The 13,738-nt window shown below is 62.5% G+C and carries 12 protein-coding genes and 1 other RNA gene; 1 reads left to right on the top strand and 12 read right to left on the bottom strand.

Annotated elements, in window-relative coordinates:
• The 12 genes from ssrA to whiA form a co-directional block, all read right to left on the bottom strand.
• Positions 1 to 118, bottom strand: a transfer-messenger RNA (tmRNA) gene (ssrA, locus tag GX515_03390); the annotation flags it as partial.
• A 128-nt stretch (positions 119 to 246) separates the two neighbouring features.
• A complete protein-coding gene (smpB, locus tag GX515_03385; protein HHY32060.1) occupies positions 247 to 705 on the bottom strand; it encodes an SsrA-binding protein SmpB in 459 nt (152 codons plus the stop codon).
• 109 nt (positions 706 to 814) lie between these two features.
• Positions 815 to 1,366, bottom strand: a complete 552-nt coding sequence (locus GX515_03380) for an HDIG domain-containing protein (protein ID HHY32059.1) — start codon at positions 1,364 to 1,366, stop codon at positions 815 to 817.
• A gap of 286 nt (positions 1,367 to 1,652) precedes the next feature.
• Positions 1,653 to 3,695 (bottom strand): sodium-translocating pyrophosphatase, encoded by a 2,043-nt coding sequence (locus tag GX515_03375; GenBank protein HHY32058.1) that lies wholly within the window; start codon positions 3,693 to 3,695, stop codon positions 1,653 to 1,655.
• Positions 3,696 to 3,838: 143 nt separating this feature from the next.
• Positions 3,839 to 4,102 (bottom strand): preprotein translocase subunit SecG, encoded by a 264-nt coding sequence (secG, locus tag GX515_03370; protein HHY32057.1) that lies wholly within the window; start codon positions 4,100 to 4,102, stop codon positions 3,839 to 3,841.
• A gap of 171 nt (positions 4,103 to 4,273) precedes the next feature.
• A complete protein-coding gene (gene eno / locus GX515_03365) occupies positions 4,274 to 5,551 on the bottom strand; it encodes a phosphopyruvate hydratase (GenBank protein ID HHY32056.1) in 1,278 nt (425 codons plus the stop codon).
• 56 nt (positions 5,552 to 5,607) lie between these two features.
• The gene (locus GX515_03360) at positions 5,608 to 6,360 is read right to left on the bottom strand and encodes a triose-phosphate isomerase (GenBank protein ID HHY32055.1); all 753 of its coding nucleotides are present in this window, start codon (positions 6,358 to 6,360) and stop codon (positions 5,608 to 5,610) included.
• Between the two features lie 95 nt (positions 6,361 to 6,455).
• Positions 6,456 to 7,643: a phosphoglycerate kinase gene (locus tag GX515_03355; GenBank protein ID HHY32054.1), complete on the bottom strand. Its 1,188-nt coding sequence runs from the start codon at positions 7,641 to 7,643 to the stop codon at positions 6,456 to 6,458.
• Between the two features lie 162 nt (positions 7,644 to 7,805).
• Positions 7,806 to 8,813 (bottom strand): type I glyceraldehyde-3-phosphate dehydrogenase, encoded by a 1,008-nt coding sequence (gene gap, locus GX515_03350; protein HHY32053.1) that lies wholly within the window; start codon positions 8,811 to 8,813, stop codon positions 7,806 to 7,808.
• A 50-nt stretch (positions 8,814 to 8,863) separates the two neighbouring features.
• Positions 8,864 to 9,901 (bottom strand): hypothetical protein, encoded by a 1,038-nt coding sequence (locus tag GX515_03345; GenBank protein HHY32052.1) that lies wholly within the window; start codon positions 9,899 to 9,901, stop codon positions 8,864 to 8,866.
• 243 nt (positions 9,902 to 10,144) lie between these two features.
• Positions 10,145 to 11,650 (bottom strand): RNA polymerase factor sigma-54, encoded by a 1,506-nt coding sequence (rpoN, locus tag GX515_03340; GenBank protein HHY32051.1) that lies wholly within the window; start codon positions 11,648 to 11,650, stop codon positions 10,145 to 10,147.
• On the bottom strand, positions 11,634 to 12,674 hold the full coding sequence (gene whiA, locus GX515_03335) for a DNA-binding protein WhiA (GenBank protein ID HHY32050.1): 1,041 nt from the start codon (positions 12,672 to 12,674) through the stop codon (positions 11,634 to 11,636). The genes rpoN and whiA overlap by 17 nt, the downstream gene beginning before the upstream one ends.
• A gap of 448 nt (positions 12,675 to 13,122) precedes the next feature.
• Here whiA and GX515_03330 point away from each other — a divergent pair, with 448 nt between their 5' ends.
• Positions 13,123 to 13,713 (top strand): spore maturation protein, encoded by a 591-nt coding sequence (locus tag GX515_03330; GenBank protein ID HHY32049.1) that lies wholly within the window; start codon positions 13,123 to 13,125, stop codon positions 13,711 to 13,713.
• Positions 13,714 to 13,738 lie beyond the last annotated feature (25 nt).

The raw sequence follows: 13,738 nt of genomic DNA, 5'->3' as shown, positions 1-13,738 counted from the left end.
CAGCGTAAGCGTACTCGTTGTTGGCACTTATCGTGCGTTCCACCGTTTAACGAGGTCGGCGGGATCTCGGCTCGCTACCCCTGTCGTCACAGCTCCCCGTCGAAACCGTAACGCCCCCACAAACTTCGCGACAAGTGATGCTTGGCGACACCGGTATCACACCGAGTCGGTGCCCGAACCGACATAAGCAACCTTCGCCATTCGAGGCGACCTCGTCTCCGTCAGGCCCTCACCGCGTTTTTGGCCTCACCGGATTCTCTCTTTGATCGCACGGTCTGCCTCGCGCGCGAGGTCACGCCTCGCTGCGGCCTCGCGCTTATCGTAAAGCTTCTTACCCTTCGCCAAGGCCAGCTCGACCTTGGCGAGCCCTCTTTTCAGGTACACCTTGAGCGGCACAAGGGTGAAGCCGCGCTCCTGGGTCTTTCCTTGAAGCTTGCGGATCTCCTCCTTGTGCAGGAGGAGCTTTCGCGTGCGGAGGGGCTCATGGTTGAACCTGTTGCCGTGCTCGTACGGGCTTATGTTCATGTTATAGAGCAGGACCTCGCCGCCCTCCACCCTTGCGAAACTATCACGCAAGCTAACCATTCCGCGTCTCACCGATTGTATCTCCGTGCCGGTGAGGGCGATCCCTGCCTCGTACGTCTCGTGTATATGATAGTCATGGTACGCCTTGCGATTCGTGGCGACGATCTTGTGTTCCGGCAAAGCCCCTCACCTGCACGCCAATTATACCATGGCGCCAGGTCGCATTCAAGCGACGCCACGACCCGCGGGTGCGCCGAAGCCCATGCACAGCCCGCGCCCGCGCCCGCAACTAAAGGCCGAGTTCCCCCGCGATTCCTTGCATTGCGCGGAGGCCTATCTCGATGAACTCCTCAAGCGATAGACCCAGCTCGGAACAGCTTTTCATCTGGTCCCTGTTGGCACCGCGGGCGAACGATGATTCCTTGAACCTGTTCATCACGAAACCCACGTCGATTGCGGAAAGCTTCTTGGAGGGGTGGATGAGCGCCGCAGCTACCAGGAGCCCCGTGAGCGGATCAACCGCGTAAAGGGCCTTGTCCAACCGCGTTTCCCGCGGCAGCCCGTGGGCCTCGTTGTGAGCCTTCACGGCGTGCACCACATCATCCGGCAGACCCAGCTTCTCAAGCATTTCGCCACCAACAAGGCTGTGCCTATTGGGGTCATGAGCTGTCTCGTCGTAGTCGATATCATGGAGGAGCCCCGCGAGCGCCCACTTGTCCTGGTCCTCACCCAACCGCTCGGCCAAGGCCTTCATGACGGCCTCCGTTGCAAGCATGTGTTTGATGAGGTTCCTGGTCTTGACGTGCTCCTTCACCAAGTCGAGTGCCTCTTGCCGATCCATCATTCGCCTCGCATTCTCCTTCCTCTGCGGTTTGAGGGGAACTTGCTGAAGAAGTGCATGGCACCCATGCACTTCTTCAGCAGACTCTCTGGTCCTTGGATCCTGTCATCTCATCCGGCGTTGCCAGGCCGCATGACGACCGTGACCTCTGGACGACCTTCGCCGGTCGCCACCGCGCCGTCACGGTGACCGTCCGGCGCGCTGCCGCTGCCCTGTGCCGCCGCCCTGTGCGTCTAGCCCTGCGCTACAGCCGCGACGCACGCGCACCCAACACGCACGCGCTCGTTCAGCTAAACAAGCCCATGAGAAGCGCGTTCAACTTGATGATAAGCGGCGCGAAAACGAGGGCCACCACCGTCATGAGCTTGAGAAGGATGTTCATGGCTGGCGCCGCAGTGTCTTTGAAGGGGTCGCCGACAGTGTCGCCGATCACCGCCGCCGCATGGACCGGCGTTCCCTTGCCCCCGAGGTTCCCTGCTTCGATGTGTTTCTTTGCGTTGTCCCAGGCACCCCCGGCGTTCGCCAGCTGGATGGCCATCGGCACGCCAGTCGCGAGGGCCCCTGCAAGAAGCCCGCCAAGCGTGTCAACCCCGAGGATTATCCCCACAGCAAGAGGTATCGCGACCGCGAGGAGGCCCGGCACGACCATCTCACGAAGCGCGCCGGCAGTCGTTATGTCCACACACCTCGCGTAATCGGCGCGCGCCTTGCCCTCCATGAGGCCAGGAATCTCTTTGAATTGCCTGCGTACCTCCTCGACCACCTTGAAAGCGGTGCGCCCCACGGCCTCCATGGCCCCTGCTGCGAAGATGTACGGGACCATTGCCCCGATGAAGATGCCCGCCACCACCTTAGCGTTGAGAAGGTCCATCACGGAAAGATTCGCAGCTTGAATATACGCGAAGAACAGCGCCAACGCCGTCAACGCCGCCGAACCGATGGCGAACCCTTTTGCTATGGCGGCCGTGGTATTGCCTGCGGCATCGAGAGAATCAGTGATCTTCCTGACCTCGGCGGGCATATGCGCCATCTCCGCGATGCCGCCAGCATTATCGGATATCGGCCCGTAGGCGTCCACAGATACAGTCATACCCGCGATGGAGAGCATCCCGATGGCGGCCACGGCTATGCCATAGAAGCCTGCAGCCTTGAAGGCCACAAGGATGGCGATGGCCACGAAGACTAGCGGGAACACAGTGCTCCTCATGCTGAGTGCGAAGCCGCTGATGATGTTGGTTGCAGGGCCCGTGAGGCATGTCTTCGCAAGCTCCGCGACGGACTTGCCGGACGTGTAGATCTCCGCCACCTGTCCGATGACAATGCCCGAGACAAGCCCCAGCAAAGCGGCCCAGAACACGCTGAGCTCACCGTAATAGAACCTGCTCAAGAGGAATGTGCCGATGACGACCAGCACCGCGCTGGCAAACGTGCCCCTGCGCAGCGCCGCGCCCGGGTCCCCGCCGGTCTCCCCCATCCTTACGAAGAACGTCGCGATTATCGAGGCCACGATCCCGACTGCCGCAAGCCCCAGCGAGAATATGATGCCCTTGAGCTTGGCCTCGGGGGTCGGGAGAGTCGCAACAGCGATCACCATGGCTGACACTATGGAGCCCACGTACGACTCATAGAGGTCGGCGCCCATGCCGGCCACGTCTCCCACGTTGTCTCCAACGAGGTCTGCGATGACCGCCGGGTTGCGCGGATCATCTTCGGGAATGCCTTTCTCCACCTTGCCCACGAGGTCCGCACCGACGTCAGCGGCTTTCGTGTAGATCCCCCCGCCGACCCTCGCGAACAGCGCAACGAAGCTCGCGCCCATGCTGAAGCCGGCGATAAGGTCCGTCGCCGCGAACATATCCATGCCCGGGAGCCTGGAGAATACGTAGTACACGAGTGACAGCGCAAAAAGCCCGATGCCCACCACGTACATACCCATGACCGCGCCGCCGGGGAACGCCACGCGCAGCGCGTTGTTGAAGCCCTTCGTTGCTGCCTGGGCGGTCCTGGCGTTAGCCCTCGTCGATATCTGCATCCCGACGAACCCAGCGGAAATCGAGGCACCCGCGCCAAGCACGAACGCCACCGCCGTATAGGGGCTTACGCCGATCGCCAGGATGACGAACACTATCGCGAGGAAGACGAGCACCACGCTGTATTCGCGCTTGAGGAACGCCATGGCGCCTTCGTGAATGGCCCCCGAGAGCTCTCTCATCGTGGCGTTACCAGGATCTTTCGAGAGGACGTTAGAAACGAGATAACCGACGAACGCTAGGCCAAGAGCACCCGCAAGTGTTGCATACAATATGGACGACGTGCCAACGACCGGCATTTCCTCTCACCTCTCGAAGAATTGCATCATCTCAGCCGCGTCACGCATCTCCGTCGTACCTGCCCGCGCACGCGTGCTGCGTGGCCGAAAAGAAAAAGACGAAGCCCACGCGGCGTACATGCGGTGCCGGGCCGAGGCTTCTTCTATCTAACGACGGTGAGCAGCACCGACGACGCGAGAAAGACCACTGCGACAACCGTCGTGATCTTGCTCAGGAGGTCCTCCCAGCCCTTGTTCTTCGCGAAGAAGAGCTGCCCGCCGCCACCGATGGATCCGAGCCCCTCGCCCTTGCTGGACTGGAGGAGCACAACAACGATGAGGGCGATCGACACGATGAACTGGAAGACTATGAGTGCCGTCCGCAAAGCCTGCCACCCCCCATGCTGCCCGCTTACGAAAGACTCCATAACGAACCAGGACTCATTTTAGCACACCGCCTGGGAGGTGGCAAGCTTACGCCGGGTCACCCGGCCATCCGGCCACCCGGTTCCCGAGACCGCCGTCCACCCGGCCGCTCGCCCCCACGTAGCTACCCGGCCGCGCAGCCGCGCCGCAGCAAGAGGGCGATGCCCTCGTTCTCAGACCCGGAAGGCTCCCCGACCCGCAAACATGCCGGTTTCGTCCAGCATGTCCTCGATCCGGAGCAGCTCGTTGTACTTCGCCACCCTATCCGTGCGTGACGGAGCACCCGTTTTTATCTGGCCGCTGTTCGTGGCGACGGCGATATGAGCGATCGTGACATCCTCCGTCTCTCCGGACCGGTGCGATATCACCGCCGTGTACCCAGCCCGGTGGGCCATCTCGATGGCCGCCAGTGTCTCCGTGAGGGTTCCGATCTGGTTCACCTTGATGAGCACCGAGTTTGCAACGCCTGACTTGATCCCACGTTCTATCCGCTCAGTGTTCGTCACAAACAGGTCGTCGCCCACGATCTGGACTTTCTTGCCGAGCGTATCCGTGAGCAGCTTCCAGCCGTCCCAATCATCCTCGGCGAGCCCGTCTTCGATGGATATGATCGGGTACCTCTCGACGAGCCGCTTCAGGTAGTCGACCATTTCAGCGGTGGTCCGCTTCGTGCCCTCGCCCGCGAACACGTATGCGCCGTCTTTGTACATCTCACTCGCCGCGGGGTCCAGCGCAATGAGCACATCCTCCCCCGGCCTGTAACCCGCCATCTCGATGGCTTTCACGATGAGCTCAAGCGCCTCTTCGTTGGACCCAAGATTCGGGGCAATGCCGCCCTCGTCTCCGACCGCCGTGCCCATTCCCTTCTTCTTCACGACGTTGCGGAGGTTGTGGAAAACCTCGGCGCCCATGCGGAGCGCCTCCGCGAACGTCACGCCGCCCACCGGCGCTATCATGAACTCCTGGATATCCACGTTGTTGTCCGCGTGTTTGCCGCCGTTAAGGATGTTCATGAGCGGCACGGGAAGCACGTGCGCGCCGGTGCCCCCGATATACCGGTAAAGCGGAAGCCCGAGCGATTCCGCCGCCGCCTTCGCACATGCGAGAGACACTGCAAGGATGGCGTTTGCTCCCAGCTTCTCTTTGTTAGGCGTGCCATCGAGCTCGAGCATGATGTTGTCGATCTCCATCTGCTCGGTGGCATCCATCCCCTCCAGCTCGGGGCCGATGGTCTCGTTAACGTTCTCCACGGCCTTCCGGACACCCTTGCCGAGGTACCTTTTCTCATCCCCGTCGCGCAGCTCGAGCGCCTCATGAGTCCCCGTGGATGCCCCTGACGGCACCGCAGCCCTTCCGACGGTGCCGTCGGCGAGGGTCACTTCCGCCTCCACAGTGGGATTGCCCCGGGAATCAAGGATCTCCCGCGCGTACACGTCAACGATCGTAGTCATCGAGACACCTCTCTCTCCGCTGCGTAAGCTGACATTCCGAGCTTACGCCCCCAAGCTTACTTGGACTTGACGATCGCCGCGAAGCTCGCGGCGTCGAGGCTCGCGCCGCCCACGAGCGCACCGTCTATGTCCGGCTGCCCGAGGAAGTCCGCGATGTTCTGCGGCTTCACGCTGCCGCCGTACTGGATGCGAACCTCTTGCGCGATCCTCTCGTTGAACACCTCGGCCACAGACTGTCTGATGAGATGGATCACCCGGTTCGCCTCGTCCGCCGAAGCGTTCCGGCCCGTTCCGATGGCCCAGACCGGCTCGTAAGCGATGACGATTCTCTCGGCGCCGTTCGTCTTCACTCCGCTCAATGCGGCTTTGGTTTGGCGGACGACCACTTCCTCGGTTTTCCCTGCGTCGCGCTGCTCAAGCGTCTCGCCCACGCAGATTATGGGAAGGAGCCCGTTCGCCAAGGCCGACTTGACTTTTCTGTTCACGCCCTCGTCGGTCTCACCGAAGTAGGTCCTGCGCTCCGAGTGACCCAGGATGACATACGTGCACCCCAGGTTCCGCAGCATAAGAGGGGATATCTCGCCCGTGAACGCGCCTTCCTCTTCCCAATACATGTTCTGCGCCCCAAGCTCGATGTTGCTGCCGCGGAGCGCCTCCCTCACCGCGTCGAGGGCCGTGAAAGGAGGGCATACCACGACTTCCACGTCCCCCACATCGGCGAGCATTTCCTTGAGATCACCGACGAGGTCGACCGCCTCATCGCGGGTTTTGTTCATCTTCCAGTTGCCTGCGATTATCCGTCGCCGCAATCCTCTCACCTCCGCACTTGCGCGCCGTCACGCCGGGTCCCCACACCAGGTGCCGCCCACCCGAAGGAGCTCCAGACGCGCTTCCCGCCGCACGCTCACGCCTTGTCCTTGAGCACCGCCACGCCTGGCAGCTCCTTGCCCTCGAGGAATTCGAGCGATGCTCCTCCTCCCGTGGAAACGTGCGTCACTTTGTCGGCGAAGCCCATCTCCTCGAGCGCTGCGGCTGAATCTCCGCCCCCGACTATCGTGACAGCCTTCGACTCGGCGAGGGCCTTCGCCACGCCTCGGGTACCCTCCGCAAACGGCTTCATTTCGAACACGCCCATGGGTCCGTTCCAGACGACCGTCCTTGCGCCAGCGATCTCTTTGGCGAACCTCTGCACCGTCTCGGGACCGATGTCCAGCGCTTGCCAGTCCGGTGGAATCTGGTCCACTGGCACCACCCGGGTCCTCGCGTCCTCGGCAAAGCGGTCCGCGATGACCACGTCGGACGGGAGCATGAACCTCACTCCCCTTGCCTTGGCTTTATCCATGAGTTCCCGCGCAAGGTCGATCTTGTCTGCCTCGAGGATGGACTGCCCTACTTCGAACCCTTGAGCTTTGAGGAACGTGTACGCCATTCCTCCGCCGATCATGAGAGTGTCGACTTTGTCGAGGAGGTTACGCACGACGCCCACCTTGTCCTTGACCTTGGCTCCCCCCAAGATAGCCACAAAGGGCCTCTCCGGGTCGGCGAGCGCCTTGCCCATGACCTCGATCTCCTTTTCCATCAGGAAACCGGCGACCGCGGGCAGGAACCTGGCCACGCCCGCAGTGGATGCGTGCGCGCGGTGGGCGGTCCCGAACGCGTCATTCACGTAGATGTCTGCGAGATCCGCAAGGGCTTTCGCAAAGCCCTCGTCGTTTGCCTCCTCCTCAGCGTGGAACCTGAGGTTCTCGAGAAGCACCACGTCTCCGTCGCGCATCGCCACGACCGCGGCCTTGACCTCGTCACCGACGCACTCATTCAGCTTGAGCACGGGCTTCCCGAGGAGCTCCGAAAGTCTCCTCGCCACGGGGTCCATCCTGAACTCGTCCGTGGGTTTCCCCTTGGGGCGCCCCAGATGCGACGCCAGTATCACCCTGGCGCCGTGGTCCACCAGGTACCTGATAGTCGGCAGCGCCGCCTTGATCCGGGTGTCGTCGGTGATCTCCCGCTCGGCGTTCATCGGGACGTTGAAGTCCACCCTCACAAGCACCCGCTTGCCTTTTACATCGACGTCTCTTACCGTAGCCTTCGCCACGTTCCGTCACCCCTTTCCGCGGGTCCGCCCGGGCGGCGGTCAGGCGGGCCGGCGCGTCCGGGAGCCTAGCCCGCTGACCCGCCCACCCGGTGCCGCCATGCTGCGCACACCGTCGAAGGCACGAATCTATGCGCCAATGCGCCAATGCCTTACGGCGCCTGTCTATAGCCCTCTCCCGGCCACATAGGCGGCAAGGTCTACCACTCTCTTCGAGTAAGCCCACTCGTTGTCGTACCACGCTATAACCTTGACCATGGTCCCGTCCATGACCATCGTGGACAGCGCGTCGACGATCGCCGAGTGCGGATCGCCATTGAAGTCTCTCGAGACGAGCGGTTCCTCGGTATAAGCGAGGATCCCTGCAAGCGGGCCTTCCGCCGCCGCCTTGAGAGCCGCGTTCACTTCCTCGACGCTCGTGGGCTTCACTACGTCTGCCACGAGGTCCACCACGGACACATTCGGCGTGGGAACTCGCATCGCGAAGCCGTTCAGCTTGCCGTTGAGCTCCGGGAGCACCTTGCCCACGGCCTTCGCCGCGCCGGTCGTGGTGGGGATGATGGACATGCCCGCCGCACGCGCACGCCTGAGGTCCTTGTGCATGAGGTCCAGGGTCCGCTGGTCATTGGTGTACGAGTGGACCGTGGTCATGAGCCCTCTTGTGATGGTGAACTTCTCGTGTACCACCTTCGCCACGGGCGCGAGGCAGTTGGTAGTGCAGGACGCATTGGAGATTATGTTGTGCTTCGCCGGGTCGTAGCTCGCCTGGTTGACGCCCATCACGATGGTGATGTCCTCGCCCTTGGCGGGAGCGGTGATGATGACCTTCTTAGCGCCACCCTTGAGGTGACCCGCAGCTTTCTCGGCATTGGTGAACACGCCCGTGGACTCGATGACTATGTCTACACCCAGGTCCCCCCACGGTATCGCGGCAGGGTCCTTTTCCGAGAGCACCTTGACGGACTTCCCGTTGACGACGATCTCGCCGTCCTTCGCCTCCACGCTCCCACGGAAAGTCCCGTGCACCGAATCGTACTTCAGAAGATGAGCGTTGGTCTTGGCGTCGGCCAGGTCGTTCACGGCCACGACATCGATGGCCGGGTTCTCCAGCGCAGCTCGATACACGATCCGTCCTATCCTTCCGAAACCGTTGATTCCGACTTTGACTGCCATTTTCCTTCTCCTCCCTATACGTTCCCGTCTCCTGTTAACGTGTTTTTCGTTTATGCCTCGAGTTCGAGCATCTTCCGGGCTGCCGCTTCGTCCGTCACGAGCGCCTCGCGGCTTTGCTGTCTCATGACGGCCAGAACCGCCCGCGCCTTCTTGGCCCCGCCGGCTACCGCTATCAGCTTCTTCCCGGCGAGGTCCTCGGGCCGAATACCCATGCTCGGGGTGTAGTAGACCATCTTGCCATCGCTATCGAAGTAATACCCGAACATCTCCGCCACGGCACCACGCGAGGTGAGGATCTCCAGGGCCTCCCCGGTGATGCCGCGCCTCTTCGCCATCTCCTCGAGGGTCCCTACGCCGTGCACGACGATTCGGGCCTTTCGTATGAGGTCCAGGACCTCCTTGATGCGAGGTTCGTCCACGATCCGCGATATGGTCTCTGGATGAAGGTCGTCGGGCACGTTGAGAACCCTGTAAGCGCCCCCCATGCGCTTCGCCATGGTCACTGCTATGGTGTCTGCTTGCGTCTCGACCTCCTCTCCGAGACTACCCCTGGCGGGAACCACGGTGATCCCCTTGGGCCACCCGGACGGAACGAGCGCCGCCGCCACCTCTGCCATGGTAGTGCCGCCTCCGGCAGCGACGATATCGCCCTCCTGGACGATGTCCCGCAGGATACGGACCACTGCCCTTCCCATCTCCTTCTTGACGGTGGGATCGCGCCCCGAATCGCCCGCCACCACCACGACCTTCGCGATGGGCAGCCGCTCCATGAGCCCTTGCTCAAGCCTGGCAAACCCGCGGAGCTCGCGCACATAGTCTCCGAGGTCAGCAAAGGTGCGCTCGCCTTCGGGCGTAAGGCTCACGCCTGAAGGGCCCACGGTGACGAGGCCTTGCTGCCTCAGGAACTCGAGCTCACCCCTTATAGTGCGCTCCTTCTCCGCGAGCCGCGACGAAAGGGTGCGTCTGCCCACGGGCTGAGAGAAATGGATATGACGGAGCATCGAGTACCTGATGTCGATGAGCTCCCCGACCTCAGGGGCGATCTTCCGTTGCAGGCTTACAAACCTGTCGACATCGTGCGTCCCCATCGCTCTCCTCGTTGCCCTGCCGAGACCTCACTACGCCGCAAGGTCTGTTGCGCCCGCACAGTCCGCGGGCCTGCAGCGCCATCACAGGCGCGGCTGCCACATACTGACAGGCAAGCGGGACGCCAGGCGACCCGGCGGAGGCAGTACTGTCCCACCAAGGCAAAAATAAAAAGTCCCATCGTCCTCTTTATTTTATTCTTCGCCGCTGGGAAAAATCCTTCCCCGCGGCGCGCCAAATCGCGATCAAAACCTTCTGCGCTGTTTGGACGCGGGGATCATCTCCTCCTCGCGGTACTTGGCCACGGTTCGTCGCGATATGAGGATTCCCTGCGCCCGGAGCCTGTCGGCTATCGCCTGGTCGCTCAGGGGATCCCTCGGGTCTTCGGACTCGATGAGCTCGCGGATCATCCTCTTGATGCTCTCGCTGGAAGCCGAATCACCGCCGACCGTCTGGACCCCGCTCGCGAAAAAGAACCTCATCTCGTACACGCCCCGCGGAGTCTGCATGTACTTCCCAGCGGTCGCCCGGCTCACCGTGGACTCATGCACCCCGATCTCGTCTGCGACCTCTTTCAACGTAAGCGGCCTGAGGTGCTTGATGCCTTTGTCGAAGAAGTCCCTCTGAAACCTGACGATGCATTCAGCGACCTTATAAAGCGTCTGCCTCCGCTGCTCGATGCTGCGTATGAGCCACATCGCGGAGTTCAGCTTCGACTTTACGAACTCCACGGCGCTCGACTCCTGGCCAGGCCTTCTCAGCATGTCGCGGTACGTTGGATTGATGGTAAGGCGCGGGGCCGACACGTCGTTCACCACGATCACGTAGTCATCGCCGGCCTTTTCGACGGTCACGTCGGGCACGATGTAACCCGCGGGCCGTTCTCCCGAGAACTCGCGGCCGGGCTTCGGGTCGAGCGTCTTGATGATGTCGCACGCCCTCTGAATCTCGGGGACCGCCCTCTGGAGACGTTGCGCTATCTTGGCCAGCCTTCCGGCGGCCACATCATCGAGGTAGTAACGGATGAGCACGGACGCGAGGCCACGCTCGTCTTCGGAGATGTCAAGCGTATCGAGCTGAATAAGCAGGCATTCCTCGAGGCTCCGCGCCCCCACCCCGGTCGGCTCGAAGCCTTGTACCACCTTGAGCACGCGCTCGACCCGCTCAGGGCTCACGCCAGCCATAGCGGCTATTTCAGAGACCTCCATCCGGAGGTAACCGTCGTCGTCGATCCCCCCGATGATGAGGCTTCCGATCCTCACGCCCTCATCGTCTAGTGGCGCCAGGCGAAGCTGGAACATGAGGTGCTCTTGGAACGACTCCTGATGGCCCACGTACGACTCGTACGAAAGCTCTCTCTCGTCATGTCTCTCCCTGGGTGCCACGTATCCCAGGTCGCTCGCGTCGTCGAAGTAGTTCTGCCAGTCGATGTCCGGCCCGTCCGGATCGGGACCGGCCTTCGTCTCAGACAGCTCCGGAGAGCCGTCCTCCCCGGTGCCCGTCGCGCCACCACGGTCGACGGGCGCATCGGTGCGCGGCTCCCCGGCGGTGCCGATGCCAGCGTCAGCAGCAGATGGCTCAGAGCCGTCGGCATCGGCGAACTCAAGCACCGGGTTCTCGAGCATCTCGGTCTCGATGTACTCTTGAAGCTCCGTCCAGGGCAACTGGAGGACGGTTATGGCCTGTCGAAGCTCGGGGGTTACGATGAGCTTCTGGACTTGCTTGAGGCTCATTTCATAACCCATCCTCACTGCCCCGTTCACCTCCTGCCTCTCCCGATACTAAGATATTCGCGCCGACGCTGCGATCTCCTCTGTCACCGGCCTCGGCCCGCCGCGCGAGGCTCAGCAACCTCCTCATGCGATGGTTCGCCGCCGACTTGGTTATGGGAGGAGCCGCCATCTCACCGAGCTCCTTCAGGCTTGCCTCCGGGTGTTCCATCCGAAGCCTCGCGATCTCACGAAGCCCCGGGGGCAAGCACGCCATGCCGGAGCGCTCGAGGAACATCTTTATGGTCTCAGCTTGGGCGAGCCCGGCATCAACCGCCTTCCCCACGTTGGCGGTATCGCAGTTGACCACCCGGTTCACGTCGCCGCGCACACCGCGCATCACGCGCACGCTCTCGAGCGCGATCACGGACGAATGTGCGCCGGTGACCCTCAAGAGCTGAGCGACGTCGTCCCCGTCCTTGACGTAAACCATAAAGCCTCTTCTGTGCTTTGACACCCTGGCCGCGACGCCAAAGGAACTCGCGATGCGCGCAAGCCCCCTCGCGAGCTGCTCCGCGTCGGTCATCATCTCCATGTGGTACGCCCTCTCAGGATCCTGGACGTAACCGCGCGCAAGGAAGGCCCCTCGCAGATAGGCCCTGCGGCAGCACTGCTTCGAGAGGAGGCTCCAGGGCACCCCGGGCCTCATCGCCTCCTGCCCCCGGCTGCGCGGCCTCTCCAGGATCACGCCCATCTCGCACAGAGCCGCGCGAGTCTTCATGTCGTAGGGAAGCGAGACCACGTAAAGGTGACCTGGGGAACGCCCCTTCCGTCTCGAAGCTTTCACAGACGGCCTCAGATCGAAGAGGTCGCGCGCAAGCCCCACCATCCTCCGGGCGAGCGCCGCGTTCTCTGTGACCATCTCGAAAACGGCACCGTCCCCAGGCTGGTTACGGTCGGAGAAGCGGCCCGTCATGCGGGCGATGGCCGAGAACTCGGCGAGCAAGCAACACTTGCTGCCTGCGCTGAACCGCGCGAGTTCCTCTTTGGTCGTGGCGGAAAACATGCACCATCCCACCTGTTTCGATTGTATCACAGCCGAGCGGGACGCGCTGTGGTAATAACCGATGCGCCTGCCAGAATAGTCTTACCGTGAGACTAAGCATACCGCCAGGAGACTGTCGAGCTTCCCCAGTACCTACCAGTTTGGCCTGGCACGGCGACCGTGTTGCGCGGTTTAGGTGAGCCGTGTTGCCGCAATGTGGGAAAGACCAACAGCCTCCACTAGAAGTTCGCGCTATCTTTCGGCTCGGCGCGGGGGTCCTGCTCAAGGCTATCGGTGTTGCCCTGCGGGGATGGTGCGCTTGCGGCGCGCGTCGTTCGAATTCGGCCGCGAGCCAGCCAAATCCTCCACGCCCCGTTGTGCATCCACCGGCAACCCTAGCGCCGTCAAGAAAGGAGACGAAACGAAAACCTATGGCGCCATGCCTAGACCGGGCCGGGAGGTGGATCCAGTGGTAAATGCCGTATGGTTGTTTCTGATAGCGGTGGGAGTGGTCACGGGCTTCCTTACGGGGACTTCCGACGAAGTCACGCGCGCGGCCCTGGAGTCGGCGGGCTCAGCAGTCACGCTCTCGTTCGGCCTGATAGGTGCGATGGCTCTATGGTGCGGCATCATGAGGATCGCCGAGGAGGCCGGCATCGCGCGCGCGCTCGCCAGGGCCGTCGCCCCCGTAGCGAAGGTCCTCTTCCCGTCGATCCCGGAGAGGCATCCCGCTGTCGCCGCCGTGGCCATGAGCATCACCGCCAACCTTCTCGGAATGGGAAACGCCGCGACTCCTCTTGGGATCAAGGCTATGGAGGAACTCGCGGCACTTGCGGGCCACACCGATGAGGCGACCGACGCCATGTGCACTTTCGTGGCGATGTGCACGGCCGGAATCACGCTCGTGCCCACGACCATCATCGCCATCAGGGCCGAGTTCGGCTCCAGGAGCCCCGCGGAGGTGGTAGCGCCGATCATCCTCGTGAATCTCCTGGCGACCGCCGTCGCGCTCATCGCCGACAGGTTTTTCAGGCCCGCCTCACGGAGAAGGAGGACGTGAAGCCCACGCAGGTCTCTCGGCACAC

Source organism: Bacillota bacterium, from assembly GCA_012842395.1.
Lineage (GTDB): Bacteria > Bacillota > SHA-98 > UBA4971 > UBA4971 > UBA6256.
This window is presented reverse-complemented; position numbering and strand designations above follow the sequence as displayed.

Bases quoted from the DNA above. Each gene is read 5' to 3' on its own strand.
- GX515_03380 (HHY32059.1), bottom strand. From the start codon at position 1,366: ATGGATCGGCAAGAGGCACTCGACTTGGTGAAGGAGCACGTCAAGACC.
- GX515_03375 (HHY32058.1), bottom strand. From the start codon at position 3,695: ATGCCGGTCGTTGGCACGTCGTCCATATTGTATGCAACACTTGCGGGT.
- secG (HHY32057.1), bottom strand. From the start codon at position 4,102: ATGGAGTCTTTCGTAAGCGGGCAGCATGGGGGGTGGCAGGCTTTGCGG.
- eno (HHY32056.1), bottom strand. From the start codon at position 5,551: ATGACTACGATCGTTGACGTGTACGCGCGGGAGATCCTTGATTCCCGG.
- gap (HHY32053.1), bottom strand. From the start codon at position 8,813: ATGGCAGTCAAAGTCGGAATCAACGGTTTCGGAAGGATAGGACGGATC.
- GX515_03345 (HHY32052.1), bottom strand. From the start codon at position 9,901: ATGGGGACGCACGATGTCGACAGGTTTGTAAGCCTGCAACGGAAGATC.
- whiA (HHY32050.1), bottom strand. From the start codon at position 12,674: ATGTTTTCCGCCACGACCAAAGAGGAACTCGCGCGGTTCAGCGCAGGC.